This window comes from Streptomyces sp. NPDC047971, from assembly GCF_040653355.1.
In the GTDB taxonomy this organism is placed as follows: domain Bacteria; phylum Actinomycetota; class Actinomycetes; order Streptomycetales; family Streptomycetaceae; genus Streptomyces.
This window is the reverse complement of the sequence record NZ_JBEZNW010000029.1, coordinates 1-23278: the sequence shown is the minus strand read 5'-3', so window position 1 is coordinate 23278 and position 23278 is coordinate 1. Positions and strand designations below refer to the sequence as shown.

The 23278-nt window shown below is 69.6% G+C and carries 17 protein-coding genes, 1 tRNA gene and 1 pseudogene; 11 read left to right on the top strand and 8 right to left on the bottom strand.

The genetic code is table 11. The annotated features are described in order from the left end of the window. Window positions 1-44: 44 nt before the first annotated feature. From AB0D99_RS24880 to AB0D99_RS24845, 8 genes are all read left to right on the top strand, one after another. Window positions 45-2327, top strand: a complete 2283-nt coding sequence (locus AB0D99_RS24880) for an FdhF/YdeP family oxidoreductase (protein WP_362366258.1) — start codon at window positions 45-47, stop codon at window positions 2325-2327. Window positions 2328-2402: 75 nt separating this feature from the next. Next, window positions 2403-2915 carry a hotdog fold thioesterase gene (locus AB0D99_RS24875; RefSeq protein ID WP_362366255.1) on the top strand — a complete coding sequence of 171 codons (513 nt, stop codon included), beginning with the start codon at window positions 2403-2405 and terminating at the stop codon, window positions 2913-2915. Between the two features lie 834 nt (window positions 2916-3749). Then, window positions 3750-4151 (top strand): hypothetical protein, encoded by a 402-nt coding sequence (locus AB0D99_RS24870; RefSeq protein WP_362366253.1) that lies wholly within the window; start codon window positions 3750-3752, stop codon window positions 4149-4151. Window positions 4152-4588: 437 nt separating this feature from the next. Further along, on the top strand, window positions 4589-5821 hold the full coding sequence (locus AB0D99_RS24865; protein WP_362366251.1) for a branched-chain amino acid ABC transporter substrate-binding protein: 1233 nt from the start codon (window positions 4589-4591) through the stop codon (window positions 5819-5821). Between the two features lie 106 nt (window positions 5822-5927). Beyond that, a complete protein-coding gene (locus AB0D99_RS24860) occupies window positions 5928-6860 on the top strand; it encodes a branched-chain amino acid ABC transporter permease (RefSeq protein WP_362366248.1) in 933 nt (310 codons plus the stop codon). Window positions 6861-6865: 5 nt separating this feature from the next. Continuing rightward, on the top strand, window positions 6866-8620 hold the full coding sequence (locus AB0D99_RS24855) for a branched-chain amino acid ABC transporter permease (protein ID WP_362366245.1): 1755 nt from the start codon (window positions 6866-6868) through the stop codon (window positions 8618-8620). 2 nt (window positions 8621-8622) lie between these two features. Beyond that, the gene (locus tag AB0D99_RS24850; RefSeq protein ID WP_362366242.1) at window positions 8623-9663 is read left to right on the top strand and encodes an ABC transporter ATP-binding protein; all 1041 of its coding nucleotides are present in this window, start codon (window positions 8623-8625) and stop codon (window positions 9661-9663) included. Then, on the top strand, window positions 9660-10376 hold the full coding sequence (locus AB0D99_RS24845; protein ID WP_362366239.1) for an ABC transporter ATP-binding protein: 717 nt from the start codon (window positions 9660-9662) through the stop codon (window positions 10374-10376). The genes AB0D99_RS24850 and AB0D99_RS24845 overlap by 4 nt, the downstream gene beginning before the upstream one ends. 79 nt (window positions 10377-10455) lie before the next feature. Here the strand turns inward: AB0D99_RS24845 and AB0D99_RS24840 are convergent, their stop codons facing one another. Continuing rightward, window positions 10456-11109: a response regulator gene (locus tag AB0D99_RS24840; RefSeq protein WP_362366236.1), complete on the bottom strand. Its 654-nt coding sequence runs from the start codon at window positions 11107-11109 to the stop codon at window positions 10456-10458. A 98-nt stretch (window positions 11110-11207) separates the two neighbouring features. On the opposite strand from AB0D99_RS24840, the gene AB0D99_RS24835 reads away from it, so the two are divergent. After that, window positions 11208-11282, top strand: a tRNA-Leu gene (locus AB0D99_RS24835). Window positions 11283-11391: 109 nt separating this feature from the next. Further along, complete coding sequence (locus AB0D99_RS24830) at window positions 11392-12174, top strand: helix-turn-helix domain-containing protein (RefSeq protein WP_362366233.1); 783 nt, start codon at window positions 11392-11394, stop codon at window positions 12172-12174. Between the two features lie 15 nt (window positions 12175-12189). On the opposite strand, the gene AB0D99_RS24825 is transcribed toward AB0D99_RS24830, so the two are convergent. From AB0D99_RS24825 to AB0D99_RS24815, 3 genes are all read right to left on the bottom strand, one after another. After that, window positions 12190-13143, bottom strand: coding sequence for a DUF4331 family protein (locus AB0D99_RS24825; protein WP_362366230.1), 954 nt, complete (start codon window positions 13141-13143; stop codon window positions 12190-12192). 54 nt (window positions 13144-13197) lie between these two features. Continuing rightward, window positions 13198-14634 (bottom strand): pyruvate kinase, encoded by a 1437-nt coding sequence (gene pyk / locus AB0D99_RS24820; protein ID WP_362366227.1) that lies wholly within the window; start codon window positions 14632-14634, stop codon window positions 13198-13200. A gap of 133 nt (window positions 14635-14767) precedes the next feature. Beyond that, the gene (locus tag AB0D99_RS24815) at window positions 14768-15439 is read right to left on the bottom strand and encodes an SIMPL domain-containing protein (protein ID WP_362366224.1); all 672 of its coding nucleotides are present in this window, start codon (window positions 15437-15439) and stop codon (window positions 14768-14770) included. Between the two features lie 140 nt (window positions 15440-15579). Here AB0D99_RS24815 and AB0D99_RS24810 point away from each other — a divergent pair, with 140 nt between their 5' ends. Continuing rightward, a complete protein-coding gene (locus AB0D99_RS24810; protein ID WP_362366221.1) occupies window positions 15580-17379 on the top strand; it encodes a 5'-nucleotidase C-terminal domain-containing protein in 1800 nt (599 codons plus the stop codon). Between the two features lie 10 nt (window positions 17380-17389). Here AB0D99_RS24810 and AB0D99_RS24805 read toward each other — a convergent pair whose 3' ends face one another. The 4 genes and pseudogenes from AB0D99_RS24805 to AB0D99_RS24790 form a co-directional block, all read right to left on the bottom strand. Next, entirely contained in the window at window positions 17390-18802 is a 1413-nt protein-coding gene (locus AB0D99_RS24805; protein ID WP_362366218.1) for a SidA/IucD/PvdA family monooxygenase, read from the bottom strand. Next, window positions 18799-20202, bottom strand: a complete 1404-nt coding sequence (locus AB0D99_RS24800) for an aminotransferase class V-fold PLP-dependent enzyme (protein WP_362366215.1) — start codon at window positions 20200-20202, stop codon at window positions 18799-18801. Before AB0D99_RS24800 ends, AB0D99_RS24805 begins: the two co-directional genes overlap by 4 nt. A 128-nt stretch (window positions 20203-20330) precedes the next feature. Beyond that, window positions 20331-22826, bottom strand: coding sequence for an aminopeptidase N (gene pepN, locus AB0D99_RS24795; RefSeq protein WP_362366212.1), 2496 nt, complete (start codon window positions 22824-22826; stop codon window positions 20331-20333). Between the two features lie 350 nt (window positions 22827-23176). Next, window positions 23177-23278: pseudogene (locus tag AB0D99_RS24790) on the bottom strand (IS5/IS1182 family transposase); the annotation flags it as partial.

Below are 23278 nucleotides of genomic sequence, written 5' to 3'. Positions count from 1 at the left end.
ATCGGGTGCGTACGCCACACGATGACCGCTCAAGGGAGAGCGCGATGGTCAGCAAGCCCCCCGCCGGTGACCCGGTCCAGGACGCACCGCAGGTAGCGCCGCCCCAGCACGCCGCCGCCGGGCTGCCCGCCGTCGCCCACACCCTCAGGATCGCCCAGGCGCAGATGGGGGTGCGGCGCACCGCGCGGACCCTGCTCAAGGTCAATCAGAAGGACGGCTTCGACTGCCCCGGCTGCGCCTGGCCGGAGGCGGACAAGCGTCATGTGGCGGAGTTCTGCGAGAACGGGGCGAAGGCGGTCGCCGAGGAGGCGACGCTGCACCGGGTCACGCCCGACTTCTTCGCCGCGCACCCGGTGGCGGACCTGGCGACGCGCAGCGGGTACTGGCTCGGGCAGCAGGGCCGGCTCACGCAGCCGATGTACCTTCCCGAGGGCGCGGAGCGGTACGAGCCGGTGACCTGGGAACGGGCGTTCTCGATCCTCGCCGAGGAGCTGACCGCCCTCTCCTCCCCCGACGAGGCGCTCTTCTACACCTCGGGGCGGACGAGCAACGAGGCGGCGTTCCTGCTCCAGCTCTTCGCCCGCGAGTTCGGCACCAACAACCTGCCGGACTGTTCCAACATGTGCCACGAGTCGTCGGGTTCGGCGCTCAACGAGACGATCGGGATCGGCAAGGGCAGCGTCTCCCTGGAGGATCTGCACCAGGCCGATCTGATCGTCGTCGCCGGGCAGAATCCGGGGACGAACCACCCGCGGATGCTCTCCGCCCTGGAGAAGGCGAAGGCCGGGGGCGCGCGGATCATCTCGGTGAACCCGCTGCCGGAGGCCGGACTCGAACGGTTCAAGAACCCGCAGACCCCGCAGGGCATGTTCCGGGGCACGGCGCTCAACGACCTCTTCCTCCAGATCCGCATCGGCGGCGACCAGGCCCTGTTCCGGCTGATCAACAAGCTGATCCTGGAGACTCCGGGCGCCGTCGACGAGCGGTTCGTCCGCGAGCACACCCACGGGTACGAGGAGTTCACCGCGGCCGCCCGCGCGGCGGACTGGGACGAGACCCTCGCCGCGACCGGGCTGACCCGCGCCGAGATCGAGCGCGCCCTGGAGATGGTCCTCGCCTCGAAGCGGACCATCGTCTGCTGGGCGATGGGCCTCACCCAGCACAAGCACTCCGTGCCGACCATTCGCGAAGTGGTCAACTTCCTGCTGCTGCGGGGCAACATCGGCCGGCCGGGCGCGGGCGTCTGCCCGGTGCGCGGCCATTCGAACGTGCAGGGCGACCGCACGATGGGGATCTTCGAGCGGCCCGCGCCCGCCTTCCTCGACGCCCTCGACAAGGAATTCGGGATCGTCTCCCCGCGCCACCACGGCTTCGACGTGGTCCGCTCGATCCAGGCGCTGCGCGACGGCGAGGCGAAGGTCTTCTTCGCGATGGGCGGCAACTTCGTCGGGGCCACCCCCGACACCGAGGTCACCGAGGCGGCCATGCGCCGGGCCCGGCTGACGGTGCACGTCTCGACGAAGCTGAACCGTTCGCATGCGGTCACCGGCACGCGCGCGTTGATCCTTCCGACGCTCGGCCGCACCGACAAGGACGTCCAGGCGAGCGGCAAGCAGTTCGTGACGGTCGAGGACTCCATGGGTCTCGTGCACGCCTCCCGCGGCAACCTGCCGCCCGCGAGCCCGCACCTGCTCTCCGAGCCGGCGATCGTCGCCCGGATGGCGCGGGCGGTGCTCGGCGACGCCTCGGTCACCCCGTGGGAGGAGTTCGAGAAGGACTACGCCACGATCCGCGACCGCATCGCGCGCGTGGTGCCCGGCTTCGAGGACTTCAACGCCCGCCTCGCCGCCTCCCCGGGCGGTTTCGCTCTCCCGCATGCCCCACGCGACGAGCGCCGCTTCCCCACCGCCACCGGCAAGGCGAACTTCACGGCCGCGCCCGTCGAGTACCCCACGGTGCCCGAGGGCCGGCTGCTGCTGCAGACCCTGCGCTCGCACGACCAGTACAACACCACGATCTACGGCCTCGACGACCGCTACCGCGGCATCACAGGCGGCCGCCGGGTCGTCCTGGTCCACCCCGAGGACGCGGCGGCGCTCGGACTGGCGGACGGGTCGTACACCGATCTGGTCAGTGAGTGGAAGGACGGCACCGAGCGCCGGGCCCCCGGCTTCCGGGTGGTGCACTACCCGACGGCCCGGGGCTGCGCGGCCGCGTACTACCCGGAGACGAACGTCCTGGTGCCCCTGGAGTCCACGGCGGACATCAGCAACACCCCCGCCAGCAAGTCCGTCGTCGTGCGTCTGGAACAATCACCCCCTGCCTAAGCGTTTGCTCAGGCGGATCAGGGTTCAGCGGATCGATGGATCAGCAGCCGTACGAAGACGAACGGAGCCGGGCCGATGGGTGAGCAGCAGCATGTGAAGTTCCCGCAGGAGGTGCTCGACGAGTACGCCGCGCTCGGCGTCGATCTTCCCGCCCTCTTCTCGGCCGGGCACCTCGGCAACCGCATGGGCGTGCAGATCATCGAGGCCTCGGCCGAGAAGGTCGTCGGGACGATGCCGGTGGAGGGCAACACCCAGCCGTACGGTCTGCTCCACGGCGGCGCCTCCGCGGTCCTCGCCGAGACCCTCGGCTCGATCGGCTCGATGCTGCACGGCGGAGTCTCCAAGATCGCCGTCGGTGTGGACCTGAACTGCACCCACCACCGGGGCGCCCGCAGCGGCCTCGTGACGGGCGTGGCGACGCCGGTCCACCGCGGCCGCTCCACGGCGACGTACGAGATCGTGATCACCGACGAGCAGGACAAGCGGGTCTGCTCGGCGCGCCTGACCTGCATGCTCCGCGAGATCACGGCCAAGGACGCCGACAACCTGCCGGACGCCGGCAGGCACGGCGACGCGGCGAGCGCCTGACCTCGCACCACCACCGCGCAGCGTTTTCCCCGGCCCGGGACGGACACCACCGTCCCGGGCCGCGCCATACCCGGGCCGCGCCGCGGCCAGGTCACGCCGGACCTCACCCCACCCGGACCGCACGACGCCCGGGCCGCGCCACGGCCAGGCAGCTCCACGCCCGGACCGCAGGGCTCCCCGCTGGGCGGCGCGCGTCGGGTGCGGCCGCGCCGAGGCCCCCTCGCGCGGGCGATCACGGCACCGCGGTCACCGGGTGTCACCGTCGGGCGAAACCCTCGGCCTCCCGATCACGAGTGGGAGCCTCCGATCCGGAGGGGATGGAGGCCCCTGTTCCGGGGCTCGTGAGGGGTGCGGCGCGGCGAGCCGCGGAACACCGGCTCCCGGACGCGGAGCATCGGCTTCCGAACGCCGGGCGCGCCGCCCGGGCCCCTCCGACGGAGCGCGGGCGTATCGACTTCCGGACACCGCGGCCGCCTCCCGGCCCTCCTCGGGCCGGGGCCGGGGACCGCATCACCGGGCGCTCCCCCGACCGTACCGGGGCACCGACCGGCTCCGTCGCGCCCAACGCCGCACGGATCCGGCTCCGCACACCCGGCCCTCGGGGCAACAGCGGTACGTGTCAGGGTGATTCGGGCGTACCGAACGCCACCGTCGCGACCCCTCCCGCGGGCCCGTGAGCCCGCCCGACGGCAACGGGGCGCCCGCCCCGCCACGACCCGCGCCCCGCCCGCCGGCGCGCCCCGCCCCGCGCCCACCCCCTCGCACGCCGCGCCTCAACTACCTTAACCAGCCAGCCTGTTGTGCCATCGAACGAGATCCCTTAGCGTCCCGGACATGAGGCTCCCGCCGCACGCCCCGGCAGGGACCGCGCTCGCCGCGGTCCTGACCGCCGGCGCCCTGGCCAGCCTGTCCGGCTGCGCCGACGACAGCCCCGCCCCGGCGCCCGAGCGCCCGGGGACGGCCGTGGACATCTGCGCCGACCTCGTCGCGTACTGGGTGAAGGAGGCGCTCAACGGGAGCAAGTGGGCCGGGCTCGACTGGGAACAAAAAGGGCTTTCGAACGAGCAGTTGAAGATCCACGACGAGGTCCTCACCAGCGCCCGGGCCAAGGAACGCCAGGAGGGACGCGAGGCCGCACTGGCCTTCGCCGACCAGGAGACCCGAAGACGGTGCGCGGCGGCGGACGGGGCGACCGGAAGCTCGGAGAACTGGCAGACGCCCCGTAACGCTCCGTGACATCCGCTCCACTTCCGGGCGGGCTCAGCCGTCGACGTTCCGTCCGCTGACGCCGGGACCGGTGTCCGGTATCCGGAGAGCGTCAAAAGCGGTCCGACAGGAGCAAGTTCTACTCAAGCCCCTTAGCGGAACTGGGCGTTCTCACTATGTGAACAGCACATTGCTGACCGATATGCCCGAGTTTGCCCACCCCCTGTCCACCTCCTCTCCCCCTCGCGATAACAAGACAGTCACATCCTGACCTCCTCGCTCCCCACCTCCCTCACCTGCGCTTAGAGTCACCGCCAGTCACCGCGCCGCCGGGCGCGTCCACTGCTTGACCCAGCACCACCCAGTCACCCCCCAGTACGGCCCGGCATTCACAAACGGCACCTCCAGCTCCACGCTTCACGGCACCACCTCAGCTCGAGGGGGCCGCGCCAGGGAAAGGATTCATCGTGCGACACCGTTCCTTGCTCATCCTCACCACCGTGATCACCACGGGAGCACTCACCCTCACCGCCTGCGGTTCGCGCGACGACAAGGGAACGAGCGACAACTCCAGCGGCACCACCACCGTCGTCATCGGTGTCGACGCGCCGCTCACCGGTTCGCTCTCCGCGCTGGGACAGGGCATCAAGAACTCCGTGGACCTGGCGGTCCAGACCGCCAACAAGAACAAAGAGGTCCCGGGCGTCACCTTCAAGATCGAGGCCCTCGACGACCAGGCCGTCCCGGCCACCGGTAAGGCCAACGCCACCAAGCTCGTCGGCATCAAGGACGTCCTCGGCGTCGTCGGCCCGCTGAACTCCGGTGTCTCGCAGTCCATGCAGGCGGACTTCGACAAGGCCAACCTCACGCAGGTCTCCCCGGCCAACACCAACCCCTCCCTCTCGCAGGGCGACAACTGGGGCAAGGGCGAGTTCAAGCGCCCCTTCAAGACCTACTTCCGTACCGCCACCACGGACGTCGTCCAGGGCAAGTTCGCCGCGAACTACCTCTTCAAGGACGCCGGCAAGAAGAAGGTCTTCGTCGTCAACGACAAGCAGACCTACGGCGCCGGCCTCGCCGCGATCTTCGCCGAGGAGTTCAAGCGCCTGGGCGGCACCGTCGTCGGCACCGACTCCGTGACCGTGAAGGAGACCGACTTCTCCTCCACCGCCAACAAGATCAAGGGCTCGGGCGCGGACTCCGTCTACTTCGGCGGCCAGTACCCCGAGGGCGGCCTGCTCTCGGACCAGGTCAAGAAGGCCGGCGCCAAGATCCCCACCATGGGCGGCGACGGCATCTACGACCCGCAGTTCATCAAGGCCTCCGGCGAGGCCAACGACGGTGACCTGGCCACCTCGGTCGGCTTCCCCGTCGAGAAGCTCCCGACCGCCAAGAAGTTCATCGCGGACTACACGGCGGCCGGCTACAAGGACCCGTACGCGGCCTACGGCGGCTACTCCTACGACGCCGCCTGGTCCATCATCCAGGCCGTCAAGGCCGTCGTCGCCGCCAACAACGGCAAGCTGCCCGACGACGCCCGCGCCAAGGTCACCGAGGCCATGTCCAAGGTCTCCTTCGAGGGCGTGACCGGCAAGGTCTCCTTCGACGAGTACGGCGACACCACGAACAAGCAGCTCACCGTCTACCAGGTCAAGAACGGCGCCTGGGTCGACGTCAAGTCCGAGACCTTCAAGGACTGACCCCCGCACCACCCCGTAACACGCACCACATGAACCAAGCCGCGCGAGGGCGCAAACAGCGCCCTCGCGCGGTGTCATATCCGACACGCTCATCGGAGGCCCTGCGGTGAACGAACTGCCGCAACAGCTGGCCGACGGCCTTGCCCTGGGAGCCCTTTACGGGCTCATCGCCATCGGTTACACGATGGTCTACGGCATCGTCCAGCTCATCAACTTCGCCCATGGCGAGATCTTCATGATCGGGGGCTTCGGCGCCCTCACGGCATACACGATCCTGCCCGAGGGCACGGCCCTCGTGATCGCGATTCCCGTGATGCTGATAGGTGGCGCGGTGGTCTCCGTGGCCGTCGCCACCGCAGCCGAACGCTTCGCCTACCGACCCCTGCGCGGCGCCCCCCGCCTCGCCCCCCTGATCACGGCCATCGGCCTGTCGATCGTGCTCCAGCAGCTCGTCTGGGGCTTCTACCCCGAGGCCAAGAGCCCGGTCAGCTTCCCCGAGTTCAAGGGTGACAGCTTCCAGCTCTTCGAGGGCCTGGCCATCTCCCGCGCCGACGCCTTCGTCCTCGTCGCCGCCCCCGCGTGCATGCTCGCGCTCGGCCTCTTCGTCTCGAAGAGCCGCAGCGGACGCGCCATGCAGGCCACGGCGCAGGACCCGGACACCGCGAAGCTGATGGGCATCAACACCGACCGCATCATCGTGATGGCCTTCGCCATCGGCGCCGCCTTCGCCGCGGTCGCAGCGGTCGCCGAAGGCCTCGACAAGGGCCAGATCCGCTTCGAAATGGGCTTCCTGCTCGGCCTGAAGGCCTTCACCGCAGCCGTCCTCGGCGGCATCGGCAACATCTACGGCGCCATGATCGGCGGCGTCGTCCTCGGTGTCGCGGAAACCCTCTCCATCGCCTACGTCGAGCACATCCCCGGCATGGCACAGTTCGGCGGCGGCGCCTGGAAGGACATCTGGGTGTTCTCCCTCCTCATCCTGGTGCTCCTGTTCAGACCACAAGGTCTGCTCGGACAACGCGCCTCGGACAGGGCGTGATCGCTATGACGACCGACCTCACCAAGACCCCCGAGGCCCCCCAGGAGTCCGACGTCCTCCAGACGACGGACGCCAAGAACACCGGCCTCCTGCACTGGATCGTCGCGGCCGGCGGCCTCGCCACCGTCGCGAGCACCTTCCTCGCCTGGACCTACACCTCCGAATTCCCCGGCGACCTCACCGTCACCGGCTACCCCGGCGGCCTCCAGGTCCTCACCCTCGTCGCAGGCTTCCTCCTGATCGCCTTCGCCCTCTCCGGGCTCGGCATCAAGGGCCTGCGCTGGCTCACCCCCGGCGGCTCCACGAAGGCCCTGCAGTTCCTGGCCCTCGGCGCCCTCGGCACCACCTGGTACACCGTGATCGCCATCGCGGCGCAGCTCGGCGGCCTGGCCCACCTGGAGCCCGGCGGCTTCGTCGCCGCCGTCGCCACCCTCGTCCCGCTCGCCGCGTTCGCACTCAAGGACGACTCCCGCAAGCCGGCGAAGCCCAAGGAGATCCCCTCCTGGGCCGAGATCCTCATCATCGTCGCCGCGTTCGCGATCGGCATGTACGCCGTCACGTACGGCATCTCCACCGAGTACCCCGAGCTGTTCATCGGCTACCTGCTCCTCGCGGGCTTCGGTGCCGGCGCGCTCAACAAGTCCGGCCTGATGAGCCGCATCTCGGCCATCGCCTCGAAGAACAAGCAGGTCGCCGCCGTCGCGGCCTTCGCCGCAGCGGCCGTCTTCCCCTTCACCCAGACCACCGACACGTTCACCGTGATCGCGGTGCAGATCCTGATCTTCGCCACGGTCGCCCTCGGTCTCAACGTCGTCGTCGGCCTGGCGGGACTGCTCGACCTCGGATACGTCGCCTTCCTCGGCGTCGGCGCCTACACGGCCGCCCTCGTCTCGGGATCGACCGCCTCCGCCTTCGACATCCAGCTCCCGTTCTGGGTCGCCATGATCATCGGCGCCATCGCCTCCCTGGTCTTCGGCGTCATCATCGGCGCACCGACCCTGCGACTCCACGGTGACTACCTCGCCATCGTGACGCTCGGCTTCGGCGAGATCTTCCGCATCACCGTCAACAACATGGACGGCGACAACGGACCCCAGATCACCAACGGCCCCAACGGCATCCCGAACATCCCGGCGCTGAACATCTTCGGCTACGACTTCGGCGAGACCCACACCATCCTCGGCGTGGAACTCGGCTCGTACGCCAACTACTACCTGCTGATGCTCCTCGTCATGGTCTTCGTCGTCCTGGTCTTCAGCCGGGCACAGGACTCCCGCATCGGCCGCGCCTGGGTCGCCATCCGCGAGGACGAGACCGCCGCCACCGCCATGGGCATCAACGGCTTCCGGGTCAAGCTCATCGCCTTCGCCCTCGGCGCCACCCTCGCCGGCGTCGCCGGCACCGTCCAAGCCCACTTCCAGGGCACCGTCCTCCCCGAGATGTACGTGTTCGCCGGCCCCGTCGCCCCGAACTCCGCGTTCCTCCTCGCGGCCGTCATCCTCGGCGGCATGGGCACCATCCGCGGCCCGCTCCTCGGCGCGGCGCTGCTCTTCCTCATCCCCGAGAAGCTGGCCTTCCTGAAGGACTACCAGCTCCTCGCGTTCGGCCTCGCGCTCATCCTGCTGATGCGCTTCCGCCCGGAGGGCCTCATCCCCAACCGGCGCGCCCAGCTCGAATACCACGAGCACGAGGAGAACGCTGACAAGCTCGACGTACCGGAGCAGCGCTCCGGCGCCGGAACCGCGAAGGCGGGGGCGTGAACATGACGACCACCACCACGGAAACCACCGCAGCGGTCTCCACCGCCGCCACCGTCCTCGACGCCAGCGGTGTCACGATGCGCTTCGGCGGACTCACCGCCGTACGCAACGTGGACCTGACCGTCCGCGAAGGCGAGATCGTCGGACTCATCGGCCCCAACGGCGCCGGCAAGACGACCTTCTTCAACTGCCTCACCGGTCTGTACATCCCCACCGAGGGACAGGTCAGCTACAAGGGCACCGTGCTGCCCCCCAAGCCGCACCTGGTCACCAAGGCCGGCATCGCCCGCACCTTCCAGAACATCCGCCTCTTCTCCAACATGACGGTCCTGGAGAACGTCCTCGTCGGACGCCACACCCGGACCAAGGAGGGCCTCTGGTCCGCGCTCCTGCGCGGCCCGGGCTTCAAGAAGGCGGAAATCGCCTCCCGCGAACGCGCCATGGAACTCCTCGAGTTCGTCGGCCTGGCCAACAAGGCGGAACACCTCGCCCGCAACCTGCCCTACGGCGAGCAGCGCAAGCTGGAGATCGCCCGGGCACTCGCCAGCGACCCCGGCCTGCTCCTCCTCGACGAGCCCACCGCCGGCATGAACCAGAACGAGACCCGCACGACCGAGGAGCTCGTCTTCGCGATCCGTGACAAGGGCATCGCCGTCCTGGTCATCGAGCACGACATGAAGTTCATCTTCAACCTGTGCGACCGCGTCGCCGTCCTGGTCCAGGGCGAGAAGCTCGTCGAGGGCACCTCCGAGGTCGTCCAAGGCGACGAACGCGTCGTCGCGGCCTACCTCGGCACCCCGTTCGAGGGCGCGCCGGGCGCCGAAGAGGTCGCCGAGGTCGAGGCCGCGGAAGCACACGCCGAAGCCGAGGCAACCACCGCGACGGAAGCCGAGGAGACGGAAGCCGACCAGGCCCCCGCCACCGACGCTCCCGCCGACGACGCCGAGGCCGACGAGGCGCCCGAAGCCCCCGCGGCCGACGACGCCACCGAGGCCGACGACGCCCCGGCAGCGGAAAGCACCACCGAAGGAGACTCCAAGTGACCGCACTTCTCGAGGTCGAAGACCTCAGGGTCGCCTACGGCAAGATCGAGGCCGTCAAGGGCATCTCCTTCTCCGTCGAGGCCGGTCAGGTCGTCAGCCTCATCGGCACCAACGGCGCAGGCAAGACCACCACCCTGCGCACCCTCTCGGGCCTCATCAAGCCCACCAGCGGAAAGATCACCTTCGACGGCCAGGTGCTCAACGGCATCCCCGCCCACAAAGTGGTCTCCCTCGGCATGGCCCACTCCCCCGAGGGCCGCCACATCTTCCCGAAGCTGAGCATCGCCGAGAACCTCCAGCTCGGCGCCTTCCTCCGCAAGGACAAGGACGGCATCGAGCGGGACGTCCAGCGCGCCTACGACCTCTTCCCCATCCTGGGCGAGCGTCGCAAGCAGGCCGCCGGCACCCTCTCCGGCGGTGAGCAGCAGATGCTGGCGATGGGCCGGGCCCTCATGTCCCAGCCCAAGCTCCTCATGCTCGACGAGCCGTCGATGGGCCTCTCCCCGATCATGATGCAGAAGATCATGGAGACCATCGCCACGCTCAAGGCAGAGGGCATGACCATCCTCCTCATCGAGCAGAACGCGCAGGCCGCCCTCTCCCTGGCGGACTACGGGTACGTCCTCGAAGTCGGCTCCATCAAGCTCTCCGGCACCGGCCAGGACCTCCTGGTCGACGACGAGGTCCGCAAGACCTACCTCGGCGAGGAGTAAGCAAGCCGCACCACGGACGGAAGGCCCGCCCCACAGCGTTGTGGGGCGGGCCTTCTCCTGTCCTCCGGCGACGGGACCGCTACTGCCCCTTCGCCGCCTTCTTCTCCTCGGCGTCCTCGATGACCGCCTCGGCAACCTGCTGCATCGACATCCGACGGTCCATGGACGTCTTCTGGATCCACCGGAACGCGGCCGGCTCCGTCAGGCCGTACTGCGTCTGCAGAATGCTCTTCGCCCGGTCCACCAGCTTCCGCGTCTCCAGCCGCTGGGAGAGATCGGCGACCTCCTGCTCCAACGCCCGCAACTCGGCGAACCGCGACACCGCCATCTCGATCGCCGGCACGACGTCGCTCTTGCTGAACGGCTTCACGAGATACGCCATGGCACCCGCGTCCCGCGCCCGCTCGACCAGGTCCCGCTGCGAGAACGCGGTGAGCATCAGGACGGGCGCGATGGACTCCCCCGCGATCTTCTCCGCCGCGGAGATCCCGTCCAGCACGGGCATCTTCACATCGAGGATGACGAGATCGGGGCGGTGCTCCCGCGCGAGCTCGACGGCCCGGGCACCGTCGCCGGCCTCGCCGACGACCGAGTACCCCTCCTCTTCGAGCATCTCTTTGAGATCGAGGCGGATGAGGGCCTCGTCCTCGGCGATGACGACACGGGTCGTCAGCGGCGGGACGTGCGACGCGTCGGCGTCGTCGGCGGGCTGGGGCGACTCGGGGGCGGTCACGGGGGCTCCTCGTTGCGGGGCAAACTGCTCCCCATGAGCCTACCTAGCTGCGGTATGGTGGACGCGCAGCGGGTCATGGACAACCTTTGATTTCGCGGGCCCCGGTAGCCCAATTGGCAGCAGGCAGTGGATTCAAAACCCACACAGTGTCGGTTCGAGTCCGACCCGGGGCACTTTTCCTACGATTCCAAGGTCACGATCGCGTGATCATTGTTCACTCACATCAGTGAACACCCGTCCAGGCGTCACGATTGCCAGCACATCTCGGCGACGCTCGCAATCATGTACGACCTTGAGACGCGCAAACACGCCCTGGCTCTCGCCGCCGAAGGCCGCAGCCTCAACTCCGTCAGCAAACAGACGGGCATCTCCCGAGCCGCGTTACGCGCCTGGAAGTCCCGCATCGAGCCTCTCCCCCGGATCAACGCGCAGGCCGCGCCGTGCGAGAGATGCCGACCGCTGCCCGGAGCTCCTGACGACCCTTCGATGTACGCGTATCTCCTCGGGCTCTATCTCGGCGACGGCTGTATCAGCGACCACCCCCGAGGCGGCCACCACCTCCGCATCGCCTGCGCGGACGCCTGGCCGGGGCTGATCGAGGCGTGCCGCGCGGCGATCCTGGCCGTACGCCCCACCGGAAGCGTCTGCATCCTGCAGAAACAGGGATGCGTCATGGTCACCAGCTACGGCCGCCATTGGAAGTGTCTCTTCCCCCAGCACGGCACCGGCAGGAAACACGAGCGCCCCATCGTCCTCGAACCCTGGCAACAGACGATCGTCGACGCGCACCCCTGGGCGTTCATCCGCGGGCTCATCCATTCCGATGGATGCAGGATCGTCAACTGGACGGAGAAGGCCATCGGGGGCCGGGTGAAGCGGTACGAGTACCCCCGCTACTTCTTCACCAACTCGTCCCCCGACATCATCGGGCTCCTCACCGCCGCCCTGGACCGCGTCGGTGTCGAGTGGAAGGCGGCCAACCAGTCGCGCACCGCGCAGAACATCTCCGTCGCCCGCAAAGCCTCCGTCGCCCTCATGGACCGGCACGTGGGGCCCAAGCGCTGAGCCCCCGCTCTCGCGTCAGTGCGGCGTCCCCAGGTACGGGAAGTGCGGCAGCAGGTCCGCGTGGGGGCCGATGTGGTCCGAGGTGACCTTGCCGCCCGAGATCATCGCCAGTCGGGCCGAGGTGACGTCGTCCGTCAGGGTCCGGCCGTTGGGGTAGGCGGCCGGCTTGGTGCGGTCGTAGCGGAGGATGTCCGGGAGGACGGTCCGCAGTGCCTCTTCCGCCGCGGCGGGGGCGTAGCCGCCGGTGTGGGCGAGGGTGGCCTTCCAGGGTTCGAGGTAGGTGGCCACGTCGTCGGCCGGTTCTCCCGCGTTGTAGGCGTCCTTGGCCTCGTCGGCGTTGAAGTACGCGGTGAGGGAGGGGTGGGCGCCCCGGTCGACGGACTTCAGTTCGCCGTCGGTGTGGAGGCTGACGCGGGCCCAGACGCCGATCCTGGGGTTGTCGCCGAGGGCGCCTTCGGGTACTTCGAGGGAGATGCCGAAGACGTTCTTGTCGGCGCCCCAGTCGGTGCCGGTCCAGTTGAAGTCGGCGAGGATGCCGTCGAGGTCGGCGAAGAAGGGGTCGCTGCGCAGTCCGGCGGAGACTTTGTAGCCGTCGGCTTCGGTGACGGAGAGTTCGCGGCCGAAGGAGACGGGGACGTCGGTGAAGAGGGGGGTGCCGGCGGCTTCGTGGGCGCGGGCTTCGGTTCCGGTGGCGCGGTGGAGGGTGAGGGTCTGCTCGCCGTCGTCGGCGGGGTCGGAGAAGGTGAAGCTGTAGGCGATGTCGGCCTGGTCGTCGCCGTCGGTGTCGATGTTGATGCGGTAGACGGCGTCGGGGTGGAACGCGGTGCCCCCGGTGGGTGCGATCGGGTTGACGTTCATGATGAGCGCGGTGCGCCCGCCGGGGACGGTGAAGGCGAAGAGGTCGGTGAGGTCCAGGCGGGCGTCGTCCATCGGGGAGCGCAGGTGGGGTCCGCTGAGGTGGTGTGACATGGCGTCACCTTCGCGGTACGACGTGGGAGTCGTGGAGCGACGGGGCCGCCGTGGTCACTCCTTCGGGCTGTCGTCCTCGCCGATGTGGTGGACACGGACGAGGTTGGTGGAGCCGGGGACGCCGGGTGGGGAGCCGGCGGTGATGACGACGATGTCGCCCTTGCGGCAGCGTCCGATGCGGAGGAGTTCTTCGTCGACCTGGGCGACCATGGCGTCGGTGGAGTCGACGTGGGGGCCGAGGAAGGTTTCGACGCCCCAGGTGAGGTTGAGCTGGGAGCGGGTGGCGGGGTCGGGGGTGAAGGCGAGCAGGGGGATGGGTGAGCGGTAGCGGGAGAGGCGTTTGACGGTGTCGCCGGACTGGGTGAAGGCGACGAGGAATTTGGCGCCGAGGAAGTCGCCCATTTCGGCTGCGGCGCGGGCGACGGCTCCGCCTTGGGTGCGGGGCTTGTTGCGTTCGGTGAGTGGGGGGAGGCCCTTGGCGAGGACGTCTTCTTCGGCGGCTTCGACGATTCGGCCCATGGTGCGGACGGTGTCGATGGGGTATTTGCCGACGCTGGTTTCGCCGGAGAGCATGACGGCGTCGGTGCCGTCGATGACGGCGTTGGCGACGTCGCTGGCTTCGGCGCGTGTGGGGCGGGAGTTGTCGATCATCGAGTCGAGCATCTGGGTGGCGACGATGACGGGTTTGGCGTTGCGCTTGGCGAGTTTGATGGCGCGCTTTTGGACGATGGGGACCTGTTCGAGGGGCATTTCGACGCCGAGGTCGCCGCGGGCGACCATGATGCCGTCGAAGGCGGCGACGATGTCGTCGATGTTCTCGACGGCCTGGGGCTTCTCGATCTTGGCGATGACGGGGAGGCGGCGGCCTTCCTCGTCCATGATGCGGTGGACGTCGTCGATGTCGCGGCCGCTGCGGACGAAGGAGAGGGCGATGACGTCGGCTCCGGTGCGCAGGGCCCAGCGGAGGTCGTCGATGTCCTTGTCGGAGAGGGCGGGGACGGAGACGGCGACGCCGGGGAGGTTGAGGCCCTTGTTGTCGGAGACCATGCCGCCTTCGACGACGCGGGTGTGGACGCGGGGTCCGTCGACGGAGGTGACTTCGAGGGTGACGCGTCCGTCGTCGACGAGGATGCGTTCGCCGGTGGTGACGTCGGTGGCGAGTCCTTCGTAGGTGGTGCCGCAGATGTGGCGGTCGCCTTCGACGGGTTCGACGGTGATGGTGAAGTCGTCTCCGCGTTCAAGGAGTACGGGGCCTTCGCGGAAGCGGCCGAGGCGGATCTTCGGGCCTTGAAGGTCGGCGAGGACGCCGATGCTGCGGCCGGTTTCGTCGGAGGCTTTGCGGACGTGCTGGTAGCGCTCCTCGTGTTCGGCGTAGCTGCCGTGGCTGAGGTTGAGTCGGGCGACGTCCATGCCGGCTTCGACCAGTGCCTTGATCTGGTCGTATGTGTCGGTGGCGGGGCCCAGGGTGCAGACGATCTTTGCTCGGCGCATGGTTCGAGCCTAGGGCTTACCGGTGGGTAGAGAGGTGGCTGGGCATGACTGTTCAACAACCTTTGGGTGAAGGGCTATTGACAAGTCTTGAATCTGTGCGGGCGGGTGCTCCGATGAGCGTTTCGGGGGTGGTTCAGAGGGTGGGTGGGGCCATGGTGAAGCGGGCGGTGACTTCGGCGGTGACGGTCTGGCGCTGGGGTTCCAGGTCGAGGGGTGGGGGTGCGTCGGTGGACTCGGCGGCGAAGGCCATGCGCATGCCGCCGAGTGGGGTGGGGGGTGGGACGAGGCCGGTGTCGGAGAGTTCGAGGAGGGCGGTGAGGGTGGTGCCGAGGGCGTCCGCGTAGGCGCGGGCGCGCTGGACGGCTTCGGTGACCGCGGTGTGGCGGGCTCGGGCGTAGGCGGGTGAGTCGGGGCGCAGGTCCCACCAGGGGCCGTCGACGCGGGTCAGGTCGAGGTCGGCGAGGCGGGTGGTGAGTTCGCCGAGGGCGGTGAAGTCGGAGAGTTCGACGGTGAGGTGGACGCGGCCGTGGTAGGCGCGGATGCGTTCGCCGCGGCCGTGTTTTCCTGGTTCGGGGGTGATGGAGAAGGTGCCGGTCTCCAGTTTCTCGATGGCGTCGCCGTAGGTCTTGGCGAGGTCGAGGGCGCGTGTGTTGCGGCGGGTGAGGTCGGCGAGGGTGGTTGATCGGTCGGTGCCGCGGGCGCTGACGGTGATGGTGATGCGGGCGACTTCGGGGTCGACGTCGAGGTGTGCTTCTCCGCGGACGGCGACGTGGGGTGCTTCGGGGGTGGGGTGGGGGGTCGTCATTTTCTGGCTCCCTGGTGCCGGGTGGTCGGTTGGGCTCCTGCCGAACACTTTCCCACTCCGTAACCCGAAAGCTCTGTTGTCCGAGTGGCGGGTGGGCCAGAATCTACGCGCGTTGTGCACCACTGGACCGAGGAGAACACATGCCGCTGAACCGTCGGACGTTTCTGGAGAGCTCCGTCGCCGTCGGAGCCGGAGCCGCTGTGGCCACGGGGGTGGCCGTCGCCCCGGCGCAGGCCCACGGCCCTGGCCACCGGCCGGCGAAGCGGTACTCCTTCACCGTGATGGGCACGACCGATCTGCACGGGAACGTCTTCAACTGGGACTACTTCACGGACAAGGAGTTCGACGACAAGGCGCACAACGACGTCGGTCTCGCGAAGATCTCCACCCTGGTCGAGGAGGTGCGCAAGGCGAAGGGGAAGCGCAACACGCTCCTGATCGACGCCGGTGACACCATCCAGGGCACGCAGTTGTCGTACTACTACGCCAAGGTGGATCCGATCACCGCCCGGCGGGGGCCCGTGCATCCCATGGCGCAGGCGATGAACGCGATCGGCTACGACGCCGCGGCCCTCGGCAATCACGAGTTCAACTACGGCATCCCGGTGCTGCGGAAGTTCGAGGAGCAGTGCGACTTCCCGCTGCTCGGTGCGAACGCGCTCGACGCGAAGACGCTGCGGCCGGCGTTCCCTCCGTACAGCATGCATCGGCTGCGGACTCCACACGGCCGGGATGTGCGGGTGGCGGTGCTCGGTCTGACGAACCCGGGCATCGCCATCTGGGACAAGGCGAACGTCAGCGGCAGGATGGTCTTTCCGGGGCTGGAGGAGCAGGCGGCGAAGTGGGTGCCGAAGCTGCGTTCGATGGGTGCGGACGTGGTGGTGGTGTCGGCGCACAGCGGTTCCAGTGGCACGTCCTCGTACGGTGACCAGCTTCCCCACATCGAGAACGCGGCCGGGCTGGTGGCGGAGCAGGTCCCGGGGATCGACGCGATCCTGGTGGGGCATGCCCACACCGAGATCCCCGAGTACCGGGTGAGGAACAAGGAGACCGGCAAGGACGTCGTGCTGTCCGAGCCGTTGAAGTGGGGGCAGCGCCTGACCCTCTTCGACTTCGACTTGGTGTGGGAGAAGGGCCGCTGGGTGGTCGAGAAGGTCGGCGCCCAGGTGCTGAACTCCAACACGGTGGAGGAGGATCCGGAGATCGTCGGGCTGCTGTCCGACGAGCACGCGAAGGTGGTCGCGTACGTCAACCAGGTCATCGGCACCTCCACCGCGACCATGGCCACGGTGGAGGCGCCGTGGAAGGACGAGCCGATCATCGATCTGATCAACCATGTGCAGGCCGAGACGGTGAGGGCGGCGCTGGCGGGTGGCGAGTACGCGGCCCTGCCGGTGCTCTCGCAGGCGTCGTGCTTCTCTCGTACGGCGGCGATTCCGGCGGGGCAGGTCACGATCAGGGACGCGGCGGGGCTGTACGTCTTCGAGAACACTCTGGAGGCCCGGGTTCTGACCGGTGCCCAGATCAAGGACTATCTGGAGTTCTCCGCGCGGTACTACGTGCAGACGCCGGCGGGGGCTCCGGTGGACACCGCGAAGCTGACGAACGCGGACGGTACGCCGGACTACAACTACGACGCCGTGTACGGGGTGACGTACGAGATCGACATCGCGAAGCCGGCCGGGTCGCGGATCGTGAACCTGTCCTTCGGTGGCGGGCCGATCGATCCGGCGGCGCGGTTCGTGCTCGCGGTGAACAACTACCGGGCCAGTGGTGGTGGCGCGTTCCCGCATGTCGCGAACGCCAAGCAGGTGTGGGCGAACTCGGATGAGATCCGGAACACGATCATTCAGTGGGTGAAGGCGAAGGGGTCGATCGACCCGGGCCAGTTCGCGTCGGTGGACTGGAGGCTGACCCGGGAGGGTGTGCCGGTGTTCTGACCGGGGTGGTTCAGCTCTGTGTGAGAGGCGTCAGCGCCTGGCCCTGGGCCGGGATGCGTGGCGTCTCTCGCCGTTCGAGGCCGAAGCTGGTGAAGGCGGTGCGGCGTGGTAGCGGGTAGGGCTCTTCGCCGGTGAGCGAGTTGAGGATGGTGGCGCTGCGCCAGGCGGCGAGCCCGAGGTCGGGGGCGCCGACGCCGTGGGTGTGTTTCTCGGCGTTCTGGACGTAGACGGAGCCGGTGACGGAGTCGTCGAGGACGAGCCGGAACTCGCTGTCGATCCTGGGCCGGCCCGCGGAGTCGTGGCGGGTGTACGGGTCGAGGCCGGCGAGCATCCGGCCGAGGGGGCGTTCCTGGTAGCCGGTGGCGAGGACGACCGCGTCGGTGGTGAGGCGGGAGCGGCTGCCTTCCTGGAGGTGTTCCAGGTGGAGTTCCACCTTGGTGGTGGCCACTCGGCCGGCGGTGCGGACCTGGACGCCGGGGGTGAGGACGGCGTCGGGCCAGCCGCCGTTCAGGGTGCGCCGGTAGAGCTCCTCGTGGATGGCGGTGATGGTGTCGGTGTCGATGCCCTTGTGCAACTGCCATTGGCGGGGCACGAGTTCGTTGCGGACGGGTTCGGGGAGGGAGTGGAAGTAGCGGGTGTAGTCGGGGGTGAAGTGTTCGAGGCCGAGTTTGGAGTACTCCATCGGCGCGAAGGCTTCGGTCCGTGCCAGCCAGTGGATTCTCTCGGCGCCCGTGGGCCGGGCTCTGAGGAGGTCGAGGAAGATCTCGGCTCCTGACTGGCCGGAGCCGATGACGGTGATGTGGTCGGCGGTGAGGAGCCGTTCGCGGTGGTCGAGGTAGTCCGCGGAGTGGATGACGGGGACGTTCGGGGCGGTGGCGAGGGGCTTCAGCGGTTCGGGGACGTAGGGCTCGGTGCCGACGCCGAGGACGACGTTCCTGGTGTAGGCGCGGCCCAGTGCCTCGGCTTCGCCGTCCGTGTCGAGCTGGGTGAAGTCGACTTCGAACAGGGTGCGTTCGGGGTTCCAGCGGACGGCGTCGACCTGGTGGCCGAAGTGGAGTCCGGGGAGGTGGGTGCTGACCCAGCGGCAGTAGGCGTCGTATTCGGCGCGGTGGATGTGGAACTTCTCGGCGAAGTAGAAGGGGAAGAGCCGGTCGCGGCTGCGGAGGTAGCTGAGGAAGGACCAGGGGCTGGCGGGGTCGGCGAGGGTGACCAGGTCGGCGAGGAAGGGGACCTGGAGGGTGGCGCCTTCGATGAGGAGGCCGGGGTGCCAGTGGAAGGCGGGGTTCTGTTCGAAGAAGGCGGTCGAGAGGCCGTGGGGGATGCCGTGGGCCAGCGCGGCGAGGGAGAGGTTGAAGGGACCGATGCCGATGCCCACCAGGTCGTGGGTCTGGTCGGGGTCTCGCTGGGGGGTGCTGGCCGTCATCGGTCGGTGCTGCCTTCCGTCAGGGCTTCTACGCGGGTGAGGAGTTCTTCGAGGTCGCGGGGGGTGGTGTGGGGGTTGAGCAGGGTGGCTTTGAGCCAGAGCCGGCCGTCCTCGTGGGCTCGGCCGAGGACGGCGCGGCCTTCGTGGAGGAGGGTGCGGCGGATCGCGGCGACGGTGGTGTCGTCGGCGTCCCTGGGCCGGAGGAGGACGGTGGTCAGGGTGGGGCGCTCGTAGAGTTCGAGGCCGGGGGCCTTGTCGACGAGGTCGGCGAGGTGGTGGGCGAGTGCGCAGACGCGGTCGACGAGTGCGCCGAGTCCGGTGCGGCCGAGGGCGCGCAGGGTGACGGCGATCTTGAGGATGTCGGGGCGGCGGGTGGTGCGCAGGGAGCGGCCGAGGAGGTCGGGGAGGCCGGCCTCGGTGTCGTCGTCGGCGTTGAGGTAGTCGGCGGTGTGGCCGAGGGGGGTGAGGTCGGTCGCGTCGCGGACGGCGAGGAGTCCGGCGGCGACGGGCTGCCAGCCGAGTTTGTGCAGGTCGAGCGTGATGGAGCGGGCTCGGTCGAGGCCGGCGAGGAGGGGGCGGTGGGTGTCGCTGAAGAGGGCGGCTCCGCCGTAGGCCGCGTCGACGTGGAGGTCGGCGTGGTGGGCCTCGCAGAGCGTGGCGATCTCGGGGAGCGGGTCGATGCGGCCGGTGTCGGTCGTTCCCGCGGTCGCGGCGACGAGGAGGGGGCCGTGGAGGTCGGTGAGGGCCTCGTCGAGGGCGACGGGGTCGAGGGTGCCGTTGGGGGTGGGCACGGTGACGGGCTCGGGCAGGCCGAGGAGCCAGGCGGCGCGGTGGAAGGAGTGGTGGGCGTTGGCGCCGACGACGGTCTGGAGGGGGTGGCCGGGGCCGTGGCGTTCGCGGGCGAGGAGGAGGGCGAGTTGGTTGGACTCGGTGCCGCCGGTGGTGACGAGGGCGTCGGGGTGGGGCGCGGTGGGGTACGCGGTCTTGGCGAGGGCTTCGGTGACCAGGGTCTCCAGGGCGGAGGCGGCGGGTGCCTGGTCCCAGGAGTCCATGGAGGGGTTGAGCGCGCAGGCGGCGAGGTCGGCGGCGGCGGCGAGCGCGAGGGGTGGGGTGTGGAGGTGGGCGGCGCAGAGGGGGTGGGCGGGGTCGGCCGCGCCGGCCGCGAGGGCGCGGACGAGGGTGTGGAGGGTGGTGGTGGGGTCGGTGCCGGTCTCGGGGAGCGCTTCCCCCAGTGCGTCCCTGACCTGGGCCGCGACCGTGTCCGGGCCGCCGGGCGGGATGGGGCCGGGGCGGGCGTCGGCGCCTTCGCGCAGGGCGTCGAGGACGGTGTCCAGGAGGGGTCGCATCGCGGTCGGCCCCATGGGGCCCCCGGCGAGCGGTGGGGTGGGCGCGGCACACATGGCACCACCCTGCCGGGGGTTCTGTGGGTTTGTCCGCCGAGTGGTGGTACGCAACCCGAACGAGGGACAGGGGCCCTTGACAGGGCCCCTGTCTCGTGTTTAGGGGGGTCGGGGCGGGTCCCCGGGTGTCAGGGCCGGCGGACCTTCAGGGCGCGGCGGAGGTCGTCGAGTTGGTCCACCAGCTTGCGGTGGAGGGCGGGGGTCAGGGCTTCGTCCTTCAGGTGTTCCTCGCCCAGGGCCAGGGACTCGGCGTCGATGGCGTAGGACGGGAAGGCGTAGCGGCCCGCGGCCTCGGCCATGGCGGGGCCGCGGCGGGCGCCGAGGGCGGTGGCGTCGGGGTAGAAGCGGCTGACGTACTCCTGTACGAGTTCGGCCTGTTCGGGCTGCCAGAAGCCCTGGGCGGTCGCGGTGAACAGGTAGTTGGACAGGTCGTCCGAGTCGAAGAGGCGGGACCAGGCCGCCGCCTTCGCCTCCGCGTTCGGCAGGGCGGCGCGACAGCGTGCCGCGCCTTCCTGGCCGGTGGCGCTGGGGTCGCGCTCCAGCTCGGTGTCGATTCCCGTCTCGTCGATCGCGCCGAGCGCGGCGAGCCGGGCGAGGATGCGCCAGCGCAGTTCCGGGTCGATCTCGGGGCCGCCGGGGACGGTTCCGTCGGCGAGCCAGCCGGCGATGGTGTCGGGCTGGGTGGCGGAGCTGATGAAGGTGCGGACGGCCGTCAGGCGCAGTCCGGGGTTGTCGCCGTCCTCGGTGCGGCGCAGGAGGTCGCGGGCGAGGCCGGTGAGCAGGGCCAGTGCCGCGGGGCGCTCCTCGGCGGAGATGTACCGGTCGGCGATCTGGGCGCGGGCGAAGGCGAGGACGCCCTGCACGATGGCGAGGTCGCTCTCCTCGGGGAGGTGGGCGAGGGCGGTCTCCAGGTAGGCGGAGGGCTGCAGTTCGCCGTCGCGGACCATGTCGCGCAGGCTGTTCCAGACGAGGGCGCGGGTGAGGGCCTCGGGGATGCCGGAGAGGGTGCGCAGGGCGTTCTCCAGCGAGGTCTCGTCGAGGCGGACCTTGGCGTAGGTGAGGTCGCCGTCGTTGAGGACGACGAGGGCGGGGCGGGTGCCGGGGAGTTCGACGGGTTCGGTCTGCGGGACGTCGATGTCGAGGCGGTCGCGCGGGACGAGTCGGCGGCCGTCGACGAGGTCCTTGTCGTAGACGCCGACGGAGATGCGGTGCGGGCGGCTGCCGTCGTGGCGCACGGTGAGGGTGGCGCGGGTCTCGTTGCCGCCGAGGGCGGGGGTGAGGGTGTCGACGCCGGTGGTGCGCAGCCACTGCTCGGCCCAGGCGTGGACGTCGCGGTCGGTGGCGGAGGCGAGGTTGTCGATGAAGTCGGCGAGGGTGGCGTTGCCGAACCGGTGGCGCTTGAAGTGGGTGTTGATGCCGGTGAGGAAGTCCTTCTCCCCCATCCAGGCGACGAGCTGGCGCAGGGCGGACGCGCCCTTGGCGTAGGAGATGCCGTCGAAGTTGAGGAGCGCGGAGGCGGTGTCGGGGACGGCGTCCGGGTCGGGGGCGACGGGGTGGGTGGAGGGGCGCTGGTCGGCGTCGTAGCCCCATGCCTTGCGCTCGATGCCGAAGTCGATCCAGGTGTCGGGGAAGCGGTCGGCGCAGGCTTCGTTGACGGTCTGGTAGCCCATGTACTCGGCGAAGGACTCGTTCAGCCAGATGTCGTCCCACCAGCGCAGGGTGACGAGGTCGCCGAACCACATGTGGGCCATCTCGTGGGCGATGACCATGGCGCGGGTCTGGCGTTCGGTGACGGTGACGGCGGAGCGGTAGACGAATTCGTCGCGGAAGGTGACGAGGCCGGGGTTCTCCATGGCGCCGGCGTTGAACTCGGGGACGAACGCCTGGTCGTAGGAGTCGAAGGGGTAGGGCTCCTCGAACTTCTCGTGGAAGCGGTCGAAGCAGGCCCTGGTGATGTCGAGGATCTCGTCGGCGTCGGCGTCGAGGTAGGGCGCGAGGGAGCGGCGGCAGTGGATGCCGAAGGGCAGTCCGGCATGTTCGGTGCGGATCGAGTGCCAGGGTCCGGCGGCGACGCAGACGAAGTAGGTGGAGAGCAGCGGGGTGGTGGCGGCCTTCCAGCGGCCGTCGGCCTGCTTCTCGGTGATGCCGTTGGCGAGGACGGTCCAGCCTTCGGGTGCCGTGACGCTCATGTCGAAGACGGCCTTGAGGTCGGGCTGGTCGAAGGCGGCGAAGACGCGCTGGACGTCGTCCATGAAGAGCTGGGTGTAGACGTACGACTCGCCGTCGGTGGGGTCCGTGAAGCGGTGCATTCCCTCGCCGGTGCGGGAGTACCGCATCCGGGCCTCGACGCGCAGCTCGTGCTCGCCGGCGGCGAGGCCGGTGAGGGGCAGCCGGTTCTCGACGAGCGCCGCGGGGTCGAGGGGGGTGCCGTCGAGGGTGACGGAGCGGAGGGTGACGGGCTTCAGCTCGACGAAGGTGTCCCCGGCGGTGCGGGTGGTGAACCGGATCAGGGTGGTCGATTCGAAGGTCTCGTCGCCGGTGGTGAGGTCGAGGTCGACCGTGTAGTGCTGGACGTCGAGGAGCTGGGCACGGGTCTGCGCTTCGTCGCGCGTCAGTACGGACATGGGCCCATGCTGCCCGATGGGGTGGCGGCGGGGCACGGGGGTTCCGCTGACAGCTCAGCGGGGCGGGGTGTCGGGCGGGCCGCCGCGGCGGACGGGCGGAGGTGTCGGGACGTCCTCTAGGTGTTCCGAAAGTGGCGCCGTCCGCCCGGAGGGCGGGCCCCGCGGCGTCTGGCATGTGCGGTCGCAAGGCGGAGGGTCGCCCTCGTACCGGGCGTGCTCGGGTGATCCCGACAACGCGGCGAGCGCGCGTGCCAGGCGTCGCGGGGCAGGCGGGACTTTCGACACACGCCCTAAAGGGTGTTGCAGAAGGTTGGCCTCGGGCAGGCCTGAATGGCGTTTGACCTGCTGGTTCACCGCGTCATGGCGAGGTTGTGCATGGCGGCGACGGCCTGGACGGCATGGTGGAGGCCGTCGCCTTTCTGGCGGCAGTCGCGCAGGATCTTCCAGTTCTT

Bases quoted from the DNA above. Each gene is read 5' to 3' on its own strand.
- pyk (WP_362366227.1), bottom strand. From the start codon at position 14,634: ATGCGCCGAGCAAAGATCGTCTGCACCCTGGGCCCCGCCACCGACACA.
- AB0D99_RS24850 (WP_362366242.1), top strand. From the start codon at position 8,623: ATGACGACCACCACCACGGAAACCACCGCAGCGGTCTCCACCGCCGCC.
- AB0D99_RS24810 (WP_362366221.1), top strand. From the start codon at position 15,580: ATGCCGCTGAACCGTCGGACGTTTCTGGAGAGCTCCGTCGCCGTCGGA.
- AB0D99_RS24800 (WP_362366215.1), bottom strand. From the start codon at position 20,202: ATGTGTGCCGCGCCCACCCCACCGCTCGCCGGGGGCCCCATGGGGCCG.
- AB0D99_RS24805 (WP_362366218.1), bottom strand. From the start codon at position 18,802: ATGACGGCCAGCACCCCCCAGCGAGACCCCGACCAGACCCACGACCTG.
- AB0D99_RS24815 (WP_362366224.1), bottom strand. From the start codon at position 15,439: ATGACGACCCCCCACCCCACCCCCGAAGCACCCCACGTCGCCGTCCGC.
- AB0D99_RS24875 (WP_362366255.1), top strand. From the start codon at position 2,403: ATGGGTGAGCAGCAGCATGTGAAGTTCCCGCAGGAGGTGCTCGACGAG.
- AB0D99_RS24825 (WP_362366230.1), bottom strand. From the start codon at position 13,143: ATGTCACACCACCTCAGCGGACCCCACCTGCGCTCCCCGATGGACGAC.
- pepN (WP_362366212.1), bottom strand. From the start codon at position 22,826: ATGTCCGTACTGACGCGCGACGAAGCGCAGACCCGTGCCCAGCTCCTC.
- AB0D99_RS24830 (WP_362366233.1), top strand. From the start codon at position 11,392: ATGTACGACCTTGAGACGCGCAAACACGCCCTGGCTCTCGCCGCCGAA.
- AB0D99_RS24880 (WP_362366258.1), top strand. From the start codon at position 45: ATGGTCAGCAAGCCCCCCGCCGGTGACCCGGTCCAGGACGCACCGCAG.
- AB0D99_RS24855 (WP_362366245.1), top strand. From the start codon at position 6,866: ATGACGACCGACCTCACCAAGACCCCCGAGGCCCCCCAGGAGTCCGAC.
- AB0D99_RS24870 (WP_362366253.1), top strand. From the start codon at position 3,750: ATGAGGCTCCCGCCGCACGCCCCGGCAGGGACCGCGCTCGCCGCGGTC.